Genomic DNA, 22995 nt, shown 5'->3' with positions numbered 1-22995 from the left:
AATTTAATATCACAGCTACTTAATTTGTGTGTTCAAAGTAGTTATGTACTAACTTAATTTTGTTTAGTGCGTCTTAAACTACGTTCAATTCGCGAATGTTCTTTGCCTGCTTCAAGTAGTGCTTCTTCGATAAATGCTAAGTGCGCATTACTTGCTAAACGGGCTTGCTCTGGATTACCGTCAATAACGGCATCCATTAATAAACGCCTGTGTTGGGCTAACTGACTGCTAATATCTGACTTTTTTAATAGAACAGTTAAATTTTGCAATACATTTTGCTCAAGCAGCGCTTTCATACCTCTAACTAAATGCAGTAACACCACATTGTGCGAGGCTTCTGCCACGCTAAAGTGAAATGCATTAATTGCTTTTGCTTTTTGCTGTAAATCATCATTAACTAAGGCAATTTCATCAAAGCTTTGTTTTACTTTGCTAAAATCGTTGCTGGTCCCGCGCAGTGCTGCGTAGTAAGCAGCAATCCCTTCTAATGCATGACGAAATTCAAGTAAATCAAACTGCGACTCAGGGTGTTTACTAATCAAATCAAAAAGTGGATCAGTAAGCCCTTCTTCGAGCTGATTTTTTACAAACGTGCCGCCACCTTGGCGACGCGTAACTAAACCTTTCGCTTCTAATTTTTGAATTGCCTCACGCAGTGACGGGCGAGACACTTCAAACTGCTTTGCTAGTTCACGCTCTGGTGGCAACTTTTCACCTGGTGCTAACGAGCCTTCAAGAATCATATTCTCAAGTTGCTGTAAAATAACATCAGATAATTTTGCTGCTTTAATCTTTAAAGACATGAATCAACGTCCGCGTTGTATAAATACCAAGAGCCCATAAAACGGGGCTTTAAGTAGTATGATTTACCCAAAAGGTAAATTGGTCATACCAAAAATTTTCAATACGGTATCAAAAACACTATTAGCTGTCAATTTACAGGTAGTTTGAGCAATTAAAGTAGCGTAACGCATTTTGAACGAAGATCAAACAATGCGCAATTTACAAAAATTGTTATAACGTATTTGGGATGAAAACAATTGGTCTGACCAGAATAAATTAGAATATTAGCTCTATTTTATTGCACTTAAAAACTGCAGGAAGAGATTAAAGCACCTTACATTGCATAAGGTACTTTATTAAAAAAGTATTAACTTAAGACAGCCCACCAAATAATGTAAGCAACGCTATAAGTACTAAGTAAAATAATACATTACGCTTAACAAGCTTAATCATACACGTGGCTTCGTAGGTACAGCCGTAATAACGCTTTTCAATTTGCTCTGCAGCAAGTGCAGTACATGTTACTACTTCGCGATTTGGAGACTTAAAGTTAAGCACGTAACGTAGCCAACAACTTGTGCCTTTATTAAAGTTACCTATTACTAAATAACCAAAGCTGGTAATACGTGCAGGTAACCAGTCGAGCCAAAACAATAGTTTATGTATAAGTTTAAAACGCTTAGCAAATATTACTTTATGATCTTCTCGTACTAAATCAGCTAAAGTACGTACCAGTGCATATAAAACCGCACCTGGCGCGCCTAAAACAACGAACCAAAAAATAACCGCACAGTAAAATCTAAAGTTTACCCACGCCAATGTTTGCCCAAAAGTCTCGCCACTTTCTTCGTCTTCTGTACGCTTTTGACCTATTTGCAACGCATATAAAGATGCAGCAGTACCGTCATCTCGCGTTAACGCATTTAAATACGACTTATATAAAGCACGCTGCTTAGCACAACCAAAGCAAACCAAAAGCACCGCGATATTAATGCCCAACTGCCACAAAACAAAATCAGATAAACAATAAATTAGTGCCATCGCAATCACTGGAAGTAAAAGCCAAATTAAAAAGCCCGGTGCTGAGCTAAATAAGCCCTTATCACCAAGTAATTTATTAGAGCGATTTAAATAACCATTTGCGTAATAACTTATCTGCCAGTAATTAGACCGAGCGCCTAAGCGCTCTAGTATTAATGCAATTATTATAGAAACTAAAATCATGGGAATAACTCTCTTAACTTAGTTGTTCAAGCATATTAAAAAACAATGGCCAATTAAAGCTACTGCCAGGATCTGTTTTACGCCCAGGGGCAATATCGCAATGCCCAACAATACGCGAAGGGGTAATTTTTGGATAGCGTTGCATTATAGATTTACTAATAATAGTTAATGTTTTGTACTGTGCTAAAGAATATGGAGCGGTGTCGGTACCTTCAAGCTCAATGCCAATGCTAAAGTTATTACAAGCAGGTACCCCCTCAAACTCAGATTGCCCTGCATGCCAAGCGCGCTTTTCAAAAGGCACGTATTGTATAGCCTCACCGGTGCGCTTTATAAAGCAATGGGCCGATACACGTAAATTATTTAAGTCACTAAAACTTGGATGAGCATTGCAATCAATGCTATCCATAAATAACTCATCAACGAAAGGTGTACCAAACTGCCCTGCTGGCAATGATATATTGTGAATCACCAATAAAGAAATATCAGCCTCATCAGGGCGCTCATCAAAATGCGAACAAGGCCGCTGCGCTACCGTACTTAAAACACCGTCTAAATCTATTTTCATGATACGTTTATTATATAAATATCAAGATATACATAGCACTGATGCTAAAGGATTTATTAAAACAATGATAGTGACAAACAGGTATAAAACCCTACCTGCAAATAATTCAAACCCACACGTAGGTACTAATTTACGTCTGCTCATGTAACGTAAATTTTGAAATTAAAAGCGAGGTATAAAACCCTACCTGCAAATAATTCAAACCCACACGTAGATACTAATTTACTATAAGCACTTATCTTTATATTGGTGAAAAGGCAATCGCTTCTCTTTCTTTTATAAACATAGTAAAATTTGCTTAATTTATTAACGCTTATGAGCATTCCATGTCTATTTCGCACACTCTTATTACTCAGCTTGTTACTCTTGCACTTGACGAAGATTTAAATTATCAAACAGCACAAGAAGGCGATATTACCGCGCAATTGATCCCTCAAAATGAGCAAGCAAACGCCAAAGTAATCACCCGCGAAGACTGTATTTTTTGCGGAAAAGACATCATCCTTGAAGTATTTAAACAAGTAGACCCAAGCGTTAAGGTTAATGTACTTATTAATGATGGCGACGCAGTTAAAGCAAACAGCACATTATTTACAGCCACTGGTTCAGCGCGTTCAATATTAACTGCCGAGCGTACTGCACTTAACTTTGTACAAACGTTATCGGGTACAGCCACTACTACAGCACATTATGTAAAAGAACTAAGCGGCACAACAACGCAACTACTCGATACACGCAAAACCATACCAGGCCTTAGAGCACTTCAAAAATACGCAGTAAAATGTGGCGGCGGTGCAAATCATCGTATTGGTTTATTTGACGCATTTTTAATTAAAGAAAATCATATAGCGGCTTGTGGCACAATAAACAAAGCCGTTGCTCAAGCTAAACAAAATCACCCAAACAAACCTGTCGAAGTAGAAGTAGAGTCCCTCCCAGAACTTAAGCAAGCAATTGAAGCTGGCGCCGACATAATTATGCTAGACAACTTTAGCGTAGAGCAAATTAAGCAAGCTGTAATTTTAACCAATAAGCGCGCAAAACTAGAGGTTTCAGGCAATATGACCCTAGAAACGCTCAAAACTTATTCACAAGCAGGTGTCGATTTTATATCAAGCGGGGCATTAACAAAAAACTTACAATCAATCGATTTATCGATGCGTTTTGAACAATTTTAAAGCAATAATGGGTAATTAATACCGCTAATTAATTGACAAGTTAAGTAAAAAAGCATTAAATAGCCCAAAAGGCTTACTTTGTAACAAATTGTTAAATAAAATAGCTTTTTTATAAGAAGATACGTGCTAAATACTAAAATAAAATGGTAGACTAATTCTGTTGTACTATTTTATTTAAAAAGGTAGTCATAAATAACTAGTACCTTTAGTTTTTAAAGACATAATTAAAAACTAAAGCAACTAAACTACTTACTTTATGCCTATACTATTTGTTGCTACAACATGTAGTGCATTTAGTAAACTTTTATAATTAGTACTAAACATAATGAATTCACATTCGGCTTTTGTGTTTCATACTCTAAAGCTAAAGTGTAATAAAATTAATTTTAAGTAAAACTGTAAAGTAAATCAGTTAAATTAAGTGAGGCATTTTGCCGCTTAAGTGATTTAAGTTACAAAAATCTATCCTTTAGGAGAGGAAACATGAAAACAATGACTCAAAAACAACAGGGTTTCACCCTAATTGAATTAATGATTGTAGTAGCAATCATCGGTATTCTTGCTGCAGTAGCGCTACCGGCTTACCAAGACTACACAACTAGAGCGAAAGTAAGTGAAGTTATCTCATTTGGTAGTTCTGCTAAAACAGCTGTTAGTGAGTGTGCAATTTCAAACGGCGCTTTAACTAATTGTGCAAGTAATAGTAACGTTGGTTTGGCTGCTGCGACTGATATAACTTCAACCTACGTTGAATCGGTTACTGTAGGTGCTGCTGGTGCAATTACAGTTGCAATTCAAGGAACCAATACAGATTTAGATAATGGGTCGCTGTCATTTACACCGTCATATTCTGCAAATGCAGTTTTATGGACGTGTGAAGTAAGTGCTACAACTCTAAATAAATTCGTACCTCAAAACTGTCGTAAAAGCTAATTAAAATTAATTCAAGTAAGTAGCCCTAACGGGTTACTTACGAGCACATATGAAAATACAAAATATCGGTTTATATATATTATGTTCTTTTTTAATTTTATCGCTACTCCCTACAATCGATTCATATTTTCTCGGATTATATAACGAAAAAAGAGGCTTTCAAGTTGCGGTTTTAGCCTTATCTATTATTTTAGTTCCAAAACTAAGGTTAGATAAAAAGTATTATTCAATTTTAGTAGTCATATTTTTTTCCGCTTTATTATCGACAATTTTTAGTTATAATAAGCTGCAGGCAGCATTAAATTTCTTACACTTAATACTACTTATAAACATAATAAATTTAGGGTTTACTCTACAAAAAAATATAAATAAAATTTTCTTTCTACTTTTTTTCTCAAATCTATTTGTTGTATGTTATTCACTGCTTAATTATTCTTTTTTTATTATAAATCAGGCTCAACCATATCCTGATGCTATATTATACGGTTTTTATAACATTCGCTTTTTTAACCAATTCCAAGTTCTTTGCATTCCTTTTATTATTTATTTTTTACAGCATAAAGAGTTATCTAGAGTCGCATTTACATTACTTATATTAAATATATTGCTACTCCTTTTTAGTAGTGCTCGAGGAGCTATTTTGGCTTCGCTAGTTATGCTTATACTCGGCGGATACTATCAACTAATCAATCGGAAGCAATTATTAAAAATATTAAAGTGCAGCTTTATATCATTAATATTATTTTCTATATATTTTTTACACCACCAAGATTCTGAATCGATCAATTATGTTATACGGACAAGTAGCTCACTCCGCGTAGAGATTTGGAGTGACTTATTATCTAACTTAGTACTATCCAATATTTTTATAGGGAATGGGCCTGGAGTATATTTTTCTCAGGAATATGGTAATAGCCATCCACATAACAGCGTATTGCAATTTTTGTATAACTGGGGCGGGATTATAACCACTTTTGTTATAATCTTATTTTTTAAAATTTTTCAACTTTGCATCAGATATACTAATGCCAACAATATACCTGAATTCAATATCTGCTTTCTCTCACTTCTGGGGTTATTAACCTATTCATTAGTAAGTGGGGTTATTGTAATGCCTATACCTCAAACTTTTATCTTTGTTCTAATCGGTATTTTACTGAGCTACTTACCTCTAAATTTGAAAGTTAGTAATAAATCAGATAAAAATATAATTATATACTCTCTATTATCTCTTTTTTATATATTATTTGTAATACTAAGCTATAACTGTTTAGACTCTATTCCTTATGGACCTAACTTTTGGTCAAATGGTCAAATCTCTTTTAATCAATGTAAAATAATGTACTTGAAGGACTTTTAATGGCAAAGCACTCAGGGAAAAAAACTTTAGATACTTTCCAGTGGGTTGGAGTTAGTGCTAGAGGCAAGCGTCTTGAAGGTGAACTAACAGGTAATAGTATTGCGTTAGTAAAAGCTCAGCTTCGTAAGCAAGGTATCACTCCGTCAAAAGTGAAGCGTAAAGCTAAACCATTGTTTGGTATTCAAAGTGTTCAAAAGGTAACCCCTAAAGATATAGCACTACTTACTCGTCAAATTGCGACTATGTTAATGGCCGGCGTTCCTTTAATACAAGCAATTGAAATGATTGGCTCTGGGTCAACCAATAAAAGTGTCGCCAAATTAATGGAAACTATTGCTGATGAAGTAAAAGCGGGTCAACCGTTATCTACAGCACTTAGAAAACACCCACGTTATTTTGATGATTTATATTGTGACCTAGTAGCCTCTGGCGAGCAATCCGGTGCACTTGATAGAATATTTGACCGAGTTGCTTTATATAAAGAAAAGTCCGAAGCGCTAAAATCAAAAATTAAAAAAGCGATGTTTTATCCTATTGCAGTTTTAGTCGTAGCTTTAATTGTTACCTCTATTCTTTTAATATTTGTAGTACCTCAGTTTCAAGATATTTTTGCTGGCTTTGGTGCAGAACTTCCAGCGTTTACATTATTTGTAATTGGGATATCGGAATTTATGCAGGAGTATTGGTGGATTGCATTAATTACTGTAGTTGCTAGTGGTTGGATATTTAAAGAAGCAAAATTAAGAAGCTTAAGACTTAGAGATGCTACAGACAGGGCTATACTTAAGCTTCCTATAATTGGTATGATCTTAAATAAAGCGGCTGTTGCTCGCTATGCACGAACTCTTTCGACTACGTTTGCTGCAGGTGTGCCGCTGGTTGATGCACTTGACTCTGCTGCAGGCGCTTCAGGTAACGCTGTTTATCGATATGCCATCTTAGATATTAAAGTTGAAGTGAGCTCTGGTAATCAAATGAACTGGGCAATGCGTAACTCAAAAATATTCCCTGATATGGTAATACAAATGGTTGCGATTGGTGAAGAATCTGGCTCACTAGACGGTATGCTTGCTAAAGTAGCGACTATTTACGAGCAAGAAGTTGATGATGCAGTAGATGGCCTTTCAAGCCTGCTTGAGCCTCTCATTATGGCCGTACTGGGTGTACTTGTTGGTGGCTTAATTATCGCAATGTATTTACCTATTTTCCAATTAGGTTCTGTAATTTAATTTTCAAAAACAACAATTTACAGGAAATAAAAGAGAGGCTTACTTTTTGGTAAGGCATAGCTATTAATGTCTTCTCATTTACTCTCTTTCACTTCTCTTTGTGATAATAATTTCACTTAATTTTTAAACGCTTAATTTTTAAAATAATTTTCAGGTAATATGATGCAAAGTATTATTGAAGTAATGCAAAGCCAGTTGTGGTTTTATTTAACCACTATTGGCTTAATTAGTTTGTGTATTGGTAGTTTTTTAAATGTGGTTATTTATCGCTTACCACTGATGATGCAACGTGAGTGGCAAAGCGAATGCCGCATATTGCTAGATGATGAGCTTACAGCTAATAAATCTAAACAAGCCAATATCAATAAGCCTTTTAACTTAGTAAAACCCAACTCTACCTGCCCTAAATGCAAAACAGCCATTAAGCCTTGGCAGAATATTCCTATTATTAGTTGGTTAATACTTAAAGGTAAATGCGCAAGCTGCAGTAATCCTATTTCGGTCCGATACCCTGCTGTAGAGCTAATTACTGCCCTATTAAGTTTAATTGTTGCCTATAGCTTTGGTGCGACCGAGCAAGCCCTTTTATATATTTTTGTAACGTGGATATTGGTAGCTCTGACCTTTATTGATATTGACCACATGTTACTGCCAGATCAACTTACACTTCCGCTAGTATGGCTTGCACTTATTGCTTCTGTAATGGGTTACACAATTACACCTACAGATGCCATTATTGGTGCGGCTTGCGGTTATTTAAGTTTGTGGAGCGTGTTTTGGCTATTTAAGTTATTAACCGGTAAAGAAGGCATGGGTTATGGCGATTTTAAGTTGCTTGCTGTATTTGGGGCGTTACTTGGCTGGCAGTCATTGCTTACTATTATTCTGCTTTCGAGCGTAGTAGGTGCCATTATAGGTATTGCGCTGTTGAGCATACAAGGTAAAGACAAAGCGACCCCTATCCCTTTTGGCCCTTATTTAGCGATAGCAGGCTGGATCACCATGCTTTGGGGCAACCAAATTCAAGGCGCTTATTTTAATTTAATAGGTTATTAAAATGAGTGAGCAAATAACTAAAGTAAACAGCTGGGTATTAGGCTTAACAGGCGGTATTGGCTGTGGTAAAACGGCCATCAGTAACATGTTTGAAGAGCTTGGTATTACAATAGTTGATGCCGATATAATTGCGCGTGAAGTCGTACTCCCAAATAGCAAAGGGCTAAAAGCGATTACAGCACACTTTGGCAAAGATATTTTATTGCCTGATGGCACATTAAATAGAGCAGAATTGCGCGCAAAAATATTCACTAACAACAGTGACAAAGAATGGCTTAATGCGTTGCTACACCCTCTTATTCGCGCAAAAATACTAAACGATTTAAATAATGCAACTAGCCCTTATGTTGTTTTAGTAGCGCCTTTATTGTTTGAAAACAACCTTGATAAATATTGCGACCATACCTTACTTATTGACGTACCAACCTCTGTACAAGTAGCGCGTACAGCAAAACGTGACAACACAAGTAGTGAGCAAGTTAAAAGTATTATTGCCTCGCAAATGTCACGTGATGATAAGCAACAAAAAGCGGATGATATTTTAAATAACGACCGTAGTTTAAACCTAGTGAATATAGAACTTGTTGATCTTCATAAAAAGTACCTACAATATGCATTACACAACAAAACTAACTCACAATAACACTGTCCTAACTCACACAAACTCGTATTTTAGTTAGTAAAATCACAACAATGAATGAAAGGTGATGTAATCCCCTTCTTTTTTCTGATAAATTGCTTACTATTGAAGGAATAAAACAGGTGCGCAATGAATATTAACTCACCGTTATTGAGAAAATTTATAACCCTTGGCCGCATTGATGCCGACACGGTTAAAAACAAACAAAATGAATTTGCCTCAACAGCTGAGCTTATTTCTAAATGTGGAAAAATCGATAGTAAAGATTTAGCTGAACAATGTATCGACTTGTTTCGCGTACCTTATTTTGATTTAAAAGACTTTGATCCTACAAGAATCCCGGCCGACCTCGTAAAAGAAAAACTTATACGTAAACATCATATTTTGCCGCTTGTTCAAAAAGATCGAAAAGTTTATATAGCTGCATCAGACCCAACAGATTACGGCGCATTCGAAAACTTTGAGTTTAGTACCGGTCTTTCATGCGAAATTGTTGTTGTTGATTATATTCAACTCGATACCAAAATAGAGCAATTACTAGATGCCACTGGCAGCTTAAATCTAACTGATGACGAGTTTCAAGAATTTGCTGATTTAGACTCAGAAAGCCAAAGAGATACAGCACCACAAGATGATGATAAAGACGACGCGCCTATCATCGTATACATCAACAAAATTTTAATGGATGCCATTAAAAAAGGTGCCTCTGATTTACATTTTGAACCATATGAGCACAAGTACCGTATTCGCTTTCGTATTGATGGCATTTTGCATGAAGTGGCAAGCCCACCCAATACATTAGCCACCAAGCTTTCTGCGCGTATTAAGGTTATGTCGAGACTCGATATTGCCGAAAAACGCAAACCTCAAGATGGTCGTATTAAGCTAAAAATTACTGAACGCAAAAGTATCGATTTTCGTGTAAGTACCATGCCTACCTTGTGGGGCGAAAAAATAGTAATGCGTATTCTTGATTCATCAAGCGCTATGTTAGGCATTGATGTATTAGGCTATGAGCCTGAGCAGAAAAAGCTCTACATGGATGCGCTTGCCCAGCCTCAAGGGATGATACTAGTAACAGGGCCCACCGGTTCTGGTAAAACAGTATCGCTATACACAGGTTTAAATATATTAAACCAGCCTGAGCGTAATATTAGTACTGCGGAAGATCCGGTTGAGATTAACCTTGAAGGTGTAAACCAAGTACAAATAAATATTAAAGCCGACATGACTTTTGCCAACGCCCTGCGCGCATTTTTACGTCAAGATCCTGATGTAGTTATGGTAGGTGAAATACGTGACTTAGAGACCGCAGAAATATCAATAAAAGCGGCGCAAACAGGTCACTTGGTTTTATCAACATTGCATACAAACTCAGCGCCGGAAACAATCACTCGTTTATTAAATATGGGTGTACCCGCTTATAACGTAGCAAGTTCGATTAGCTTAATTATAGCCCAGCGTTTAGCACGTCGCTTGTGCCCTAAATGCAAAACGCCAGAACAACTTCCGAGTGAAGAACTTGCTCGCCAAGGATTTAGTGCCGAGCAAATTGAAGAAATGACGTTATATATGCCTAAAGGGTGTGATAGCTGTACTGATGGTTACAAAGGGCGTGTGGGTATTTACGAAGTAATGCAAATTACTCCTGAAATAGCCCAAATTATTATGCGCGGTGGTAATTCGCTTGAAATAGCAGAGGTATCACTTAAAGCCGGTTTTAATAATTTACGTTTATCGGGTTTACGCAAAGCAGCCGATGGCCTTACATCCCTTGGTGAAATTAACCGCGTAACCAATTTTTAATGGCCCACAGTAAAAGATATAAGGCTCTAAGCTTTAAGCTCAGAGCCTTATAGCTAGAGACTCATATCTAAGTAATGTAATATGCACCAAAAATTTGTAGAGAGTAATTTATGCCTACTGTTGTAAACTGCCCAACCTGTAAAACTAAAGTTGAATGGTCAGAGCAAAGCCCATTTCGCCCTTTTTGCTCAAAGCGCTGCCAACTAATTGATTTAGGTGAATGGTCGTTCGAAAATAATAAAATTTCTGCACCAATCACCTCGGCTGAAGAGTTTAGCCAAGACATGATAGAAGATATTGAGGCAATGATGGCTAAAAATGAAGATGACTTTTTTAAATAATTTATCTTCATAATGCCCTAAATACAAAAACCAGCATTACGCTGGTTTTTTAGTATTTACAAAAAAGTAAAATTAACTTTTTTGTTTACGGTGCTTTTTATTCATACGCTTTTGCATTTTAGCAAACTTCTCTTTTTGCTCAGCGTTAAGCACTTGCATTACTTGGTGTTGTGTTTTTAGTTTAATTAAACCAAATTGCTCACCTTTTTCATGACGTTCATTTAATAGCTCTTTTGCTGCATTTTCGTCAAATGTTGCAGCCGAAAGTAATGCATCCATTTTTGCTTTGTGCGCTTCACGCATCGCTTTACGGGCTTCTTTATCGTCGCCACGCAGTGCTTTCATTTGTGTTTTTTGCGCTTCAAAAATAGCCTTTAGCTTAGTTTGCTGCTCATCTGTTAGGTTTAATTTTTCAACGCCGCGCTCAGAAAGTAAAAAACGAGCTTGAGAATGGCCTTGCTTATGTCCGTCGCCTTTAGCTAACACGCTACCAGCACCAAGCGTTGCTGTTGCTAAGCCACAGATAAGTACTAATTTTGAAAGTGTGTTTAATTTAGTCATAATCATTACCTTAATATTGGGTTGGTTGTGGCTGCTAAGCCAGTGAGTTAACTATACCTAACTCAACGCAAAGTAACGCAAAGCAGTGTAAAGGTTGTGTAAAGATTCACCTTTGCACTATTTAGCGGGTAAAATAACGCTATAAACAACTCTAAGGGTTTGTAAATGAAACTATTAATGATTGATGACGACACTGGCCTTTGTGAGCTATTAAGTGAATATTTAACTGCCCAAGGCTTTGAAATACAAAGCGTACACGACGGTGAACAAGGCCTTAAACTAGCACAAGCAAATGACTACGCCCTTATATTGCTAGATGTAATGTTACCAACGCTTGATGGTTTTGAAGTACTTAAACAACTTAGGCAAACAAAACTCACACCGGTAATAATGCTTACAGCAAAAGGTGAAGACTTTGACCGTATTTTTGGTCTAGAGCTAGGCGCTGACGATTACATTCCAAAGCCTTTTAATCATCGTGAATTACTAGCCCGCGTAAAAGCGATAACTCGCCGTATAGAGCACATTAATAGTTTAAATATAGCTACAACGAGTAAGTTACTCGTTAATGGCATTACTGTTAACCTTGCAGCTCGAGAAGCCTCAATAGACGGCTCTACACTAACGCTTACTGGTACAGAGTACGAAATACTCACGCTATTGTGTAAAAATGCAGGTGAAGTGGTTAGTAAAGAGCAAATTAGTGAAGAAGTACTAGGTAGGCGTTTAGCTTCTTTTGATCGCTCTATCGATATGCATGTAAGTAATATCCGCAAAAAAATAGCAGAGCATATTCCAGGTGAGCGAATTAAAACAATGAGAGGTACGGGTTATGTCTTTATCCAAGGCGAATAAAAGCACTTACTTTGCTTGGTTAAAACACCCTGGGCACTACCTGTTTTTTAAAATATTTATTTGGTTTTGGTTAACTATAATCGGCACCGTTGCAGCGCTTATATTTTTAAGTAACATTACCGCTATTAACGCGGTAACTAACGAGCCGCTTTATGGCCCTATGAAAAAAAACTTAATATATACCGCCAAAAGTATTGAGCGCACTGCTATTAAACATAAGCGCAGCCTAAGCGATGTATTAGTACACCCTCGCCTATCAAAGCGTAAACTTTTATACTTAAGCGCAGCTCAAAGCGAAGACTCCCTTAGTAGTAAAGAGGTGCCAGAGAGCATCGACTTAAGTTTATTAAACTTTACTCAAAATATGTCACCACAAATTATTTTTACTGAAAAATATCAAGCCTTCGGCCCTGTTAACATAAACGTGCCTGAAGGGAGTTTTTATCTTTATGAAATAGATATTAACCATCAACCGCCGCTATTAATGCGCTTTAAGCTTATGCCTAATTGGATGAAAATAGTCATCGCAATTGTTGCCTCTCTTATTTTAAGCTTTGTATTTAGCCGTAACTTAATAGCCCCTATAAATAGTCTTAAAAAAGCAGCTATTAAACTATCAGCGGGCAACCTAAGCGCAAGAGCCGACATTTCTGTAAACCGAAAAGATGAGCTGGGAATACTTGGGCGAGACTTTAACAGCATGGCCAATCAGCTAGAGCTTTTAATTAGTTCACAAAAACGCTTATTAGCCGACATATCACATGAGTTACGCTCGCCCCTTACGCGTTTAAAAATGGCTACCGGTCTTGCGCAAATGCAAGCTAACGACGCTAGCCAATCGTATTTATTACGCATAGAAAAAGAAGCAAACCAACTTGATAAGATGATTGCCGACGTGCTGCAAGTTTCTCGCTTAGAAGCAAAAAGCCAAGCGCTTTCACTGCAAAAACAATCATTACAAATAATTGTAGATCACGTTATTAACGATGCGCAGTTTGAAGCAAAACAAAATAATAAGCAGCTAAATATAGTGGGCACTGTAGACGTAAATATTAATTGCGACGAAGGCCTTATTGCCAGCGCACTTGAAAACCTATTACGCAACGCTATTAAATACGCAAATAAGACTATTAGCATTGCCCTAAAGCATACAGATGCCATTTATATAGAAATATGTGATGATGGCTCTGGTGTGCCCGATGACCAACTGGGCAAGCTTTGTGAGCCCTTTTTTAGGCAATCAGATGCGCGGGATCGCGTAAGTGGTGGTACGGGTTTAGGGCTGGCGATTGCTAAAAATGCTATTACTGCGCATGGTGGCAGTTTAGTATTATCAAATAAAGAACTAGGTGGCTTGTGTGCTAATATAACCTTGCCATTAATAAAAGAGTAAAGCATGTTTTATAGTTCAGAAGCCCAGCTTGAGAGCAATCAAGAGGCCATTAATGTTTTTTATACTTCAAATTTAATTAAAAGCTACTTAGATACGCCATCAGGAAAGCTATTTTACGCATACGCAATCCCTAAAAACGCGACAACCGCAATAGTAGTAAGTACAGGGCGTATTGAAGGCCTAGAAAAATATAAAGAACTACTCTGGGAGCTGTATTGTAATAATTTTGCTGTGTTTATTATGGATCATCAAGGTCAGGGCCGCTCTTACAGGCACCTTAAAAATAAACATAAAGGCTTTGTAAAACATTATAATAACTACAGCAGTGACCTAAATAACTTTGATCAGCAAATAGTTTCAAAACATTGGCAAGGTAAAAAAGTCATGCTGGCTCACTCAATGGGTGGCGCCATTGCTATTGATTATTTAGCAAAATTTGAAAATAGCTATAAAGGCGTGTTTTTGTCTGCTCCTATGTTTGATATTTTTACAAAAGACGTACCAAAAATACCAACGAAGTTTATTGTTAAATTAGCCACTTTACTTGGTTTACACTCTTGCTATGCATTTGGACAAGGCAACTACAACCCGATCCCATTTACCGAAAACGTACTTACTAGCAGCGAGAAGCGTTACACCTACTTTAGGCAAACCTATAAATTAGAACCTAACATACAATTAGGTGGCGTTACGTTTGGCTGGCTAGCAGCTACGATATCGTTTTTAAAGTCTGTTGATAACCTAAACGTACCAATCCCTTTGTTTATAGCAAGTGCAGCTAGCGATACAGTGGTAAACAACGAAGCACAGTACAGTATTGCAAAAAGGCATGCTCATGCAACGATTGAGAGTTTTGAAGGCGCTAAACACGAGCTACTTTTTGAACGTGACGAAATTCGAAAGCCGCTATTAACTAACTTTTATCAATTTTGTGATTCGGTGACGGCTTAACAAGTACTGACAAAGGGTCGAGGTGGATCAGTATATCTACCTCCGACTCAAAACGTTCTTTGAGCATTGCCTCTACTTCATCAGCCACATTGTGCGCGCGAATCAAACTTAGATGATCATCAAGCTCTAAGTGCATTTGAATAAACTTAACTTTTCCACCTTGGCGAGTACGAATATCATGCACACCATGTACATCGGCATGGGCTCTGGCTATGTCAAATATGCTTTGTTTTTCATCATCAGGGAGTTCTTTATCCATTAAATGATCAGCACTATCGCGAGCTATATCCCAGCTGTTATAAAGTAAGTAACCCGCTACACCTATTGCAAAAATAGGATCTGCATACAACACGCCATAATAAGCTAACAAAATAGCTAACAGCACAGCAGCGTTTAATATTAAATCGCCTTTGTAATGTACTGAGTCGGCTTTTATAGCAATTGAATCGGTATACTTAACCACTTTATTTTGTACAAATACAATGACGAGCGTACACGCAATAGCAAAAATACTTACCCACACACCTAATAAAGAATGGCTTAACTGTATAGGGTTAAATAATCGCTCAATACCATGAAAAGCTAGTAGGCAACCTGAGCCTGCAATAAATGCGGCTTGGCCTAGTCCTGCAAGTGCTTCAGCTTTTCCGTGCCCAAACCTATGGTCATCATCCGCTGGGCGCAGTGCGTAACCCAACACTAAAAAGCTCATTGCGGTGGCAGTAATATCCATTAACGAATCAGTTAACGAGCCAAGCATTGAGGCCGAGCCAGAAGCCAGCCAGGCCCATGTTTTTGCGCCGATCATTAAGCTAACCATGACCATGGTAACAATGCTGGAAGTTTTAACCCAAAATTCGTAGCTACGGTTATGCACGCGTGTATCCATTAATCACTGTATTGAATGTGTTGAGTATATCATTTTTTTAAAAGGTTTCGTGTATACTGCCCTTCGTCAAACTACAGATTATTTTATAAGGCTCATTATGCTGGATATTGTTTTATACCAACCTGAAATACCGCCTAACACAGGTAATATTATTCGCCTATGTGCCAATACTGGCTATGCATTACATTTAATTGAGCCATTAGGTTTTGAATGGGACGATAAACGCGTGAAACGTGCGGGCCTTGATTACCATGAATTTAGCCATGTTCAACGCCATGCCTCTTTTGAGGACTACCTTGAAAAATGCAAACCTAAAAAAGTGTATGCCTGTACAACTAAAGGCAGTCAGTTTCATCATGAAGCAAGTTACGAAGCTGGCGACTGCTTGGTATTTGGTCCTGAAACACGCGGCCTGCCTGATGAAATGATTCAAGCATTACCAAACGATCAGCGTGTTCGTATTCCTATGCAAGCAAATAGCCGTAGTATGAACCTGTCAAATGCAGTCGCCGTGTTTGTTTACGAGTCGTGGCGTCAGTTGGGCTTCCCTAACGCCCAGTAAATATAATCCGTTAGGCAATAAAAAACCGACATAATGTCGGTTTTTTAGTTAAGGCCTAGCTCAAGCGCTTATTCAGCGCGTTGTTCTCGTCCTAAAAGAGCCATAGCGGCTTCTTTCATGTCTTTATTTTCATAAAGTACTTTATAAATTTGCTCTGTGATTGGCATTTCTACGCCAGCACGCTGCGCTAGTAAATACACTTCTTTAGTGTTTCTAAAGCCTTCAACTACTTGGCCAATAGACTCAATAGCAGCATCAACACTCTCGCCTTTACCTAACGCCAAACCAAATCGACGATTACGTGATTGGTTATCTGTACAGGTTAGTATTAAATCACCAAGGCCTGCCATTCCCATAAAGGTTTCTGGCTTAGCACCCAGAGCACAACCTAAACGAGTGAGCTCTGCAAGGCCTCGGGTAATGAGCGCGGTACGCGCATTAGCACCAAAACCTACACCGTCCGAAATACCGGCACCAATTGCAATTACATTTTTAACCGCACCACCGAGCTGTATACCAATAAAGTCATCATTGTTATACACACGGAATGAGCGACCACAATGAAGTAAATCAGCCAGTTGCTGCGCAAATTCAGGTGACGTAGAAGACACTGAAATAGCTGTAGGTGACCCCATCGCCATTTCTTTTGCAAACGTAGGACCCGAAAGTACCGCAAGTGGTATGTCATCACCCAATTCTTGCAAAGCAACTTCTTGTAACAAACGTCCAGTATTAGGCTCAAGCCCTTTAGTTGCCCACGCTACTTTAGCACCCTCTTGCAATGCAGGTTTTATCTGCGCAAGCGTGTCGCCAAAAGCATGGCTTGGCACAACAACAAGTACAATAGCACTGCTAGCAACGGCATGTTGTAGGTTAGCTTCAAGAGTAAGAGTATCTGGGAAAGGAGCATCAGGTAAGTAACGTTGATTTTTCCGCTCAGCTGCAAGCGTGGCAACGTCGTCGCTATTTCTTCCCCAAAGTGTCACCTGGTGACCATTTCGGGCTAAACAAATAGCAAGGGCGGTGCCGTAAGACCCCGCCCCTAATACAGTAACAGCTGTAGTTGCTGTACTCATAAGTTATGCGTCTGCTGAAGCCTGGTCAGCTTGCGCAGTACGTTGTTGCATGTATTGTGCAAATAACGCATCAAAATTAACTGGCGCAAGGTTAAGCTGTGGGAAAGTACCACGGTTAACAAGATTTGAAACAGCTTCACGTGCATATGGGAATAACACGTTAGGACAAAATGCACCTAGCATGTGCGCAAGTTGCACTTCTTCAACTTCAGCAATAGTAAAAATACCTGCTTGTTGAATTTCACATAAGAACGCAGTTTCTTCACCAATAGATGCAGTTACAGTTAGCGCTAAAACAACTTCAAATACACCTTCGTCCAACTTGTTTGAGCGTGTATCTAGGTCTAGCTTAACTTCTGGTGTCCATTCTTTTTGAAAGATGGCCGGAGAGTTTGGCGTTTCAAACGATACATCTTTAGTGTAAATGCGTTGAATAGTAAATTGTGCGCCAGCTTCAGCAGCTGCTACGTTTTGATTTTCTTCGTTCATTGTTATTCCTAACTTGTTCGTTATTATAATTAAATTAAGCGTTTAGCTTAGCGTCAAGTTTACCTTGCGCTTCAATAGCCATCATGTCGTCGCAGCCACCGATATGTTCATCATTAATAAAAATTTGCGGTACTGTGCTTGCACCACCTGCTTTGGCAATCATTTCATCGCGTAGCTCAGGCTGCACACCAATATCATAATTTGTGTATTCAACGCCTTTGCTGTTTAAAAGCGAAAGAGCACGCTGACAAAATGGACAATACGCCTTGGTGTATAAAACAACATTACTCATAATAAATCCTCTATCGGCCTAGCTAAACTGATTAGCGACCTGTTGTAGTTGGTAAGCTGGCAGATTGCCACGCACCCATGCCACCTGCTAATAAGTAAACTCGTTCAAAACCAGCTTTACTCATAGCGGCTGCAGTACCTTGGGCAGTCATACCTGTAGTACATACAACTATAATGGGTTTAGTCTTGTACTTTTCAAGGCTTGAAAAGTCAGATTTTTTCGCATTCTCTGGGCTTAAGTGCTCAGCACCAGAAATACGCCCTGCATTAAACTCTTTTTGCGCACGTATATCGATTACTTGACCGTCATCACGGTTAATAAGTAACGTAAGCTGCTGGGGATTTATTTGACGAACAGCTGAAAGCTTACTTTTTATCCAGCCACTAACAATAAGGAAAACAATACCAACCCAAGCAAGGCTTAAAATGGGATGATTTGTAATAAATTCAATATATTGTTCCATTCTACTTCCACTATGAAATTATGTTTTAAAACGTGATGTTTTAAGGATTTTGTACTTTAGCCACGCAAGTATACCCAAACCAACCTAAAATGCGAGTTTAGGAGCACTTAGAGGCGTTTAAAAAACGATAAAGCCCCCCCATATATAGTTAACAAGAACTCTGGATAATAAATCTATCTCAAGCAGAGTTCAGGTTAGTCAATGAGGTATAAGTGAAAAAATTTAATATCTTGTTTTCAATGCTGATCCTAGCTTAAAAACACGGTATGCTAAAACCACGCTAATAAACCTTTTTAGGTGCACAGTATCCATCAACAGATACTAATTTTCAGGAGCTATTATGACAGAGCATAAAAAACCACTGGTATTAATGATTTTAGACGGTTGGGGACACCGCGAAGATACGCAAAGTAATGCTATTCTTGCAGCTAACACACCTGTATTAGACAACTTATGGGCCACCCGCCCACACACATTAATATCGGCTTCGGGTTTAGATGTTGGTCTTCCTGATGGTCAAATGGGTAACTCAGAAGTTGGCCATGTAAACTTAGGTGCAGGGCGCATTGTGTATCAAGATTTTACCCGTATCACCAAAGCAATTAACGATGGCGAGTTTGATTCAACCCCAGCCTTAGTTGAAAACATAGACAAAGCAGTAAGTGCTGGTAAAGCGGTTCACATAATGGGTCTTTTAAGCCCAGGTGGTGTGCATAGCCATGAAGATCATATAGTTGCAAGTATTGAGCTGGCGGCAAAACGTGGTGCTAAAGAAGTCTATTTCCATGCATTTTTAGACGGCCGTGACACACCTCCACGTAGCGCAAAAGCATCAATTGAACGAATTGAAGCGTTATTTAGTAAACTTAAGTGCGGACGTTTAGCATCACTTATTGGCCGTTACTACGCAATGGACAGAGACAACCGTTGGAACCGTGTAGAAAAAGCTTACAACGTAATGACGCTCGCCGAAGGCGACTTTAATTTTGATAATGGTGTTGAAGCACTTAATGCAGCGTACGAGCGCGACGAAAACGACGAGTTTGTAGCAGCTACGACTATTACGCCAACAGGTGCCACTCCGGCTTCAATAAACGATGGTGACACCGTTATTTTTGCTAACTTTAGAGCAGATAGAGCCCGCGAAATTACTCGCGCTTTTGTTGAGCCTGAATTTGATGGTTTTACTAAAAAAAGAACGCCAGAGCTTAGCGCATTTGTAATGATGACAGAGTATGCAGCCGATATAGACGCACCTGTTGCATTTGGACCTACACCACTAATAAACGTACTTGGTGAATGGTTTGAAAAAAATAATAAAACACAGCTTCGTATTTCAGAAACCGAAAAATACGCACACGTTACGTTTTTCTTTAGTGGCGGACGTGAAAGCGAATTTAAAGGTGAAACACGCGAGCTAATTCCTTCGCCGCAAGTAGCAACCTACGACCTACAACCTGAAATGAACTCAGAAATGCTAACCGACAAACTGGTAGAAGCAATTAAAAGCGGTAAATACGATGCTATTATTTGTAACTACCCTAATGGCGATATGGTTGGTCACTCAGGTGTATTTGAAGCCGCTGTTAAAGCTTGTGAAGCTGTAGATAGCTGTATCGGACGTGTTGTTGATGCGCTAGAAGAGTTTGGTGGTGAAGCACTAATTACAGCCGATCATGGTAATGCTGAGCAAATGGCTGATCTCAAAACAGGCCAAGCACATACTGCCCACACTAGCGAACCTGTGCATTTTATTTATGTTGGTCGCGATGCAGAGCCAATGCAAGGTAAAGCCTTGAGTGATGTAGCCCCAACAATGCTTCACTTAATGGGTATGGAGCAACCAAAAGAAATGACTGGTACGCCTATCATGATGTTGAAATAATACATGAACAAACGTATTAACCGGTTAATTAAGTGCGGTTTGATACTAACTTCATTAGTGGCTGCATCTGCAGTTGCTAATGAAGATCGTACTAAAAAAGACTTATCAGAGGTTCAAAATGCACTTGAGCAAAGCCAAGCTGAATATAACGCCCAAAGAAAAAAAATAGCGTCGCTACAAAAAAATCTAAAAAGCCATGAACTCGATATAGCTAAAAATGCTAAAGCACTTAACATGGCAGAGCAATCCGTAAAAGAGACTAAAACACAGCAAAAAGAGTTACAAAGTAAAGCCGATGAGCTCGATAAAAAGCACACTCAGTTTCAGAAAATTTTAGCCGCGCAACTCAAAAGTGCCTATATGGCCGGTGGCGACGACTACTCTAAAATGCTGTTGAATCAAGAAGACACAGCCAAGTTTGAGCGCACACTTAGCTATTACAATTACTTAAATAAAGCCCGTATTGAACAAATCGAAGATCTAAAAGATCTTCAACAGCAAATAGTACAAAACCAAGAAGAGCTTGTTAAAACACAAGAAAAACTAGAGCTTTTATTTGATGAACAAAAAAGACGTCAAACTGCATTACTTAATGCACAAAGTGAACGCCAAGCTAATCTTAAAAACTTACAAGCTCAGCTCAACAGCACTAAAAGCTCAATAAATTATTTAAAAGAAAACCAACAAACTTTAGTAACAACGATTAAAGAGCTCGAAAAAGAAAAAACACAAAAAATAGAATTACTTGGCCTAAATAAGAGTAAGGGAAAATTAGACTGGCCGAGCAAAGGCAAGTTAGAGCACACATTCGGCCAACGTAAACATGGTGGTATTGATTGGAAAGGCGTATTAATTGGTGCAAAAGAAGGCACTAATATTAATAGCGTGCACAACGGGCAAGTTGTATTTGCCGATTGGCTAAAAGGTTATGGATGGGTAATTGTTGTAGACCATGGTGAAGGTTTTATGAGCCTATATGGCCACGCTCAAACGCTACTAAGAGATGTAGGGGATATGGTACGTGAAGGCGAAACCCTCGCTTTAGTAGGCCAAAGCGGCGGACAGGCAAGTTCTGGTCTATACTTTGAAATACGCCACAAAGGACGCGCAGTAAATCCTGTAAAATGGTGCAAACGTATTTAATTAGATAAATCGCTGCACCGCCCTGGAGCAGCTGATGACAACTAAAAAACACACAATAAATACCGTTAATAAAAAAAGTGCAGACTTTTATATAAGTCTGTACTTGCTTGTATTACTAACCCTAATTACCTTTACTAGTAATGCACTAGCAAGCTCAATTAAAGATCTTAAAAGACAACAAATAGACGAAATACTCTTCAACATTCATACCTATTACGTTGAAGATCTCACCTTACAAAATAGCCACCATATTAAATATAACAACCAACAGTTTGAGCGTTTATATTCAAAACTCGACTCCTATTCTAAGTACTTAAATGAGTATGAATTAGCCTCATTATTTGATAACACAAATGGTCGTTACACAGGTATTGGTATAGAAGTTAAGAACATAGACGAGAATATGACTATTGTTAACGTGGTTAATAATTCGCCCGCAAAAGCGGCAGGTATTTTACCAGGCGATATTATTGTAAGTGTAAACAACAACGCAGCCCAAAACCGTACTATCGACGAAGTAGCAACACTAATAAGAGACAGTGAATTTTCGAATATAGATATAATTGTAAATCGCGATAACAATAAAAACCCACTCACTTTTCATGTCACACGTCGCCAAATAAACCTCGAAAGTGTAACAAGCGAACTTTTAGATTTTGGAACTGGTTACATAGCTATCAATAACTTCTCTAACCACACATTACATGAAGTTGCACTACAAGTTGCCGCCCTGCAAAGCCATTTTGGCTACCCACTTAAAGGCTTAGTAATTGATTTACGTGATAACCCAGGGGGGACATTACAAAGCGCAGTGGCTGTTTCAGACCTATTTTTACAAAGTGGCACTATAGTAACGACTAAAGGACGTTTTTACGATGCTAACCAAGCATTTTATGCAAAGCGTGGAGACATTCTAAAAAATGCGCCCATAGTTGTGCTTATAAACGAAAATTCTGCCTCTGCAGCCGAAATACTTGCAGCAGCACTTAAAGATAATAACCGAGCAACCATTGTTGGCAGCCAATCTTTTGGGAAAGGCTCTGTACAATCACTCATTCCACTCGGTGATGGCAATACCGCATTAAAGCTCACCACAGCGAAATACTTCACACCGTTAGGTAAATCGATTGATGGAATAGGAATAACCCCAGATGTGGCGGTTAATCAAACAAACCTTTCACAAAGTAATAAAGCCGTTATAATAAAAAATGAACACACTAACAATAATGCGCAATTACTTACTGGTAATCTAACCGATTTACAGTTGGTTAAAGCCAAACAATTACTCAGCATGCAATAGCTTGTATAAGCTGTATAA

Annotated in this window: 24 protein-coding genes; 15 read left to right on the top strand and 9 right to left on the bottom strand. The window is 38.4% G+C overall.

All coding sequences use genetic code 11. The features are described 5' to 3' along the window. Positions 1-53: 53 nt before the first annotated feature. From pdhR to ampD, 3 genes are all read right to left on the bottom strand, one after another. Positions 54-803, bottom strand: a complete 750-nt coding sequence (pdhR, locus tag H5159_RS12750) for a pyruvate dehydrogenase complex transcriptional repressor PdhR (RefSeq protein ID WP_002957764.1) — start codon at positions 801-803, stop codon at positions 54-56. Positions 804-1155: 352 nt separating this feature from the next. After that, complete coding sequence (gene ampE / locus H5159_RS12745) at positions 1156-2007, bottom strand: beta-lactamase regulator AmpE (protein WP_182780392.1); 852 nt, start codon at positions 2005-2007, stop codon at positions 1156-1158. A gap of 13 nt (positions 2008-2020) precedes the next feature. Further along, positions 2021-2575: a 1,6-anhydro-N-acetylmuramyl-L-alanine amidase AmpD gene (gene ampD, locus H5159_RS12740; protein ID WP_182780391.1), complete on the bottom strand. Its 555-nt coding sequence runs from the start codon at positions 2573-2575 to the stop codon at positions 2021-2023. 326 nt (positions 2576-2901) lie between these two features. Between ampD and nadC the strand changes: the two genes are divergently transcribed. The 8 genes from nadC to yacG all read left to right on the top strand — a co-directional run bounded on the left by nadC (position 2902) and on the right by yacG (position 11118). Next, on the top strand, positions 2902-3753 hold the full coding sequence (nadC, locus tag H5159_RS12735; RefSeq protein WP_182193949.1) for a carboxylating nicotinate-nucleotide diphosphorylase: 852 nt from the start codon (positions 2902-2904) through the stop codon (positions 3751-3753). A 483-nt stretch (positions 3754-4236) separates the two neighbouring features. Then, the gene (locus tag H5159_RS12730; RefSeq protein WP_182780390.1) at positions 4237-4686 is read left to right on the top strand and encodes a pilin; all 450 of its coding nucleotides are present in this window, start codon (positions 4237-4239) and stop codon (positions 4684-4686) included. Positions 4687-4735: 49 nt separating this feature from the next. Beyond that, entirely contained in the window at positions 4736-6046 is a 1311-nt protein-coding gene (locus tag H5159_RS12725) for an O-antigen ligase family protein (RefSeq protein ID WP_182780389.1), read from the top strand. After that, a complete protein-coding gene (locus tag H5159_RS12720) occupies positions 6046-7275 on the top strand; it encodes a type II secretion system F family protein (RefSeq protein WP_182780388.1) in 1230 nt (409 codons plus the stop codon). The genes H5159_RS12725 and H5159_RS12720 overlap by 1 nt, the downstream gene beginning before the upstream one ends. A gap of 162 nt (positions 7276-7437) precedes the next feature. After that, positions 7438-8331, top strand: coding sequence for an A24 family peptidase (locus H5159_RS12715; protein WP_182720037.1), 894 nt, complete (start codon positions 7438-7440; stop codon positions 8329-8331). Between the two features lies 1 nt (position 8332). Further along, complete coding sequence (gene coaE, locus H5159_RS12710; RefSeq protein WP_182747965.1) at positions 8333-8974, top strand: dephospho-CoA kinase; 642 nt, start codon at positions 8333-8335, stop codon at positions 8972-8974. A 126-nt stretch (positions 8975-9100) separates the two neighbouring features. Beyond that, entirely contained in the window at positions 9101-10777 is a 1677-nt protein-coding gene (gene pilB / locus H5159_RS12705; RefSeq protein ID WP_182675564.1) for a type IV-A pilus assembly ATPase PilB, read from the top strand. 110 nt (positions 10778-10887) lie between these two features. Further along, positions 10888-11118, top strand: coding sequence for a DNA gyrase inhibitor YacG (gene yacG, locus H5159_RS12700; RefSeq protein ID WP_002957774.1), 231 nt, complete (start codon positions 10888-10890; stop codon positions 11116-11118). A 72-nt stretch (positions 11119-11190) separates the two neighbouring features. Here the strand turns inward: yacG and H5159_RS12695 are convergent, their stop codons facing one another. Then, the gene (locus H5159_RS12695) at positions 11191-11679 is read right to left on the bottom strand and encodes a periplasmic heavy metal sensor (protein ID WP_039488264.1); all 489 of its coding nucleotides are present in this window, start codon (positions 11677-11679) and stop codon (positions 11191-11193) included. Positions 11680-11844: 165 nt separating this feature from the next. Between H5159_RS12695 and H5159_RS12690 the strand changes: the two genes are divergently transcribed. The 3 genes from H5159_RS12690 to H5159_RS12680 are packed head-to-tail and all read left to right on the top strand — an operon-like array spanning position 11845 to position 14878. Next, positions 11845-12534, top strand: a complete 690-nt coding sequence (locus H5159_RS12690) for a response regulator (protein ID WP_182692886.1) — start codon at positions 11845-11847, stop codon at positions 12532-12534. Then, positions 12512-13927 carry an ATP-binding protein gene (locus H5159_RS12685; protein WP_182692887.1) on the top strand — a complete coding sequence of 472 codons (1416 nt, stop codon included), beginning with the start codon at positions 12512-12514 and terminating at the stop codon, positions 13925-13927. The genes H5159_RS12690 and H5159_RS12685 overlap by 23 nt, the downstream gene beginning before the upstream one ends. Before the next feature lie 3 nt (positions 13928-13930). Then, the gene (locus H5159_RS12680; RefSeq protein ID WP_182780387.1) at positions 13931-14878 is read left to right on the top strand and encodes an alpha/beta fold hydrolase; all 948 of its coding nucleotides are present in this window, start codon (positions 13931-13933) and stop codon (positions 14876-14878) included. On the opposite strand, the gene H5159_RS12675 is transcribed toward H5159_RS12680, so the two are convergent. Further along, positions 14841-15704: a cation diffusion facilitator family transporter gene (locus H5159_RS12675; protein ID WP_182194048.1), complete on the bottom strand. Its 864-nt coding sequence runs from the start codon at positions 15702-15704 to the stop codon at positions 14841-14843. The genes H5159_RS12680 and H5159_RS12675 overlap by 38 nt on opposite strands. 160 nt (positions 15705-15864) lie before the next feature. On the opposite strand from H5159_RS12675, the gene trmL reads away from it, so the two are divergent. Beyond that, positions 15865-16329, top strand: a complete 465-nt coding sequence (gene trmL, locus H5159_RS12670; protein ID WP_002957780.1) for a tRNA (uridine(34)/cytosine(34)/5-carboxymethylaminomethyluridine(34)-2'-O)-methyltransferase TrmL — start codon at positions 15865-15867, stop codon at positions 16327-16329. 68 nt (positions 16330-16397) lie between these two features. Here the strand turns inward: trmL and gpsA are convergent, their stop codons facing one another. From gpsA to H5159_RS12650, 4 genes are read right to left on the bottom strand one after another with little or no spacing between them, the layout of a single operon-like run. Further along, on the bottom strand, positions 16398-17405 hold the full coding sequence (gene gpsA, locus H5159_RS12665; RefSeq protein WP_024597561.1) for an NAD(P)H-dependent glycerol-3-phosphate dehydrogenase: 1008 nt from the start codon (positions 17403-17405) through the stop codon (positions 16398-16400). 3 nt (positions 17406-17408) lie between these two features. Continuing rightward, positions 17409-17894: a protein-export chaperone SecB gene (gene secB, locus H5159_RS12660; RefSeq protein ID WP_002957782.1), complete on the bottom strand. Its 486-nt coding sequence runs from the start codon at positions 17892-17894 to the stop codon at positions 17409-17411. Between the two features lie 34 nt (positions 17895-17928). Then, on the bottom strand, positions 17929-18186 hold the full coding sequence (grxC, locus tag H5159_RS12655) for a glutaredoxin 3 (protein WP_002957783.1): 258 nt from the start codon (positions 18184-18186) through the stop codon (positions 17929-17931). A gap of 31 nt (positions 18187-18217) precedes the next feature. Then, entirely contained in the window at positions 18218-18649 is a 432-nt protein-coding gene (locus H5159_RS12650) for a rhodanese-like domain-containing protein (protein WP_024604567.1), read from the bottom strand. 340 nt (positions 18650-18989) lie between these two features. Here H5159_RS12650 and gpmM point away from each other — a divergent pair, with 340 nt between their 5' ends. From gpmM to H5159_RS12635, 3 genes are read left to right on the top strand one after another with little or no spacing between them, the layout of a single operon-like run. Continuing rightward, a complete protein-coding gene (gene gpmM, locus H5159_RS12645) occupies positions 18990-20534 on the top strand; it encodes a 2,3-bisphosphoglycerate-independent phosphoglycerate mutase (protein WP_002957786.1) in 1545 nt (514 codons plus the stop codon). 3 nt (positions 20535-20537) lie between these two features. Beyond that, complete coding sequence (locus tag H5159_RS12640) at positions 20538-21677, top strand: murein hydrolase activator EnvC (protein WP_024603730.1); 1140 nt, start codon at positions 20538-20540, stop codon at positions 21675-21677. 34 nt (positions 21678-21711) lie between these two features. Further along, a complete protein-coding gene (locus H5159_RS12635; protein WP_024597558.1) occupies positions 21712-22977 on the top strand; it encodes a S41 family peptidase in 1266 nt (421 codons plus the stop codon). Positions 22978-22995 lie beyond the last annotated feature (18 nt).

It is taken from the genome of Pseudoalteromonas sp. SG43-1 (assembly GCF_014164415.1).
GTDB lineage: Bacteria > Pseudomonadota > Gammaproteobacteria > Enterobacterales > Alteromonadaceae > Pseudoalteromonas > Pseudoalteromonas distincta.
The sequence above is the reverse complement of the archived record's forward strand: the minus strand, read 5'-3'. Positions and strand labels throughout refer to the sequence as shown.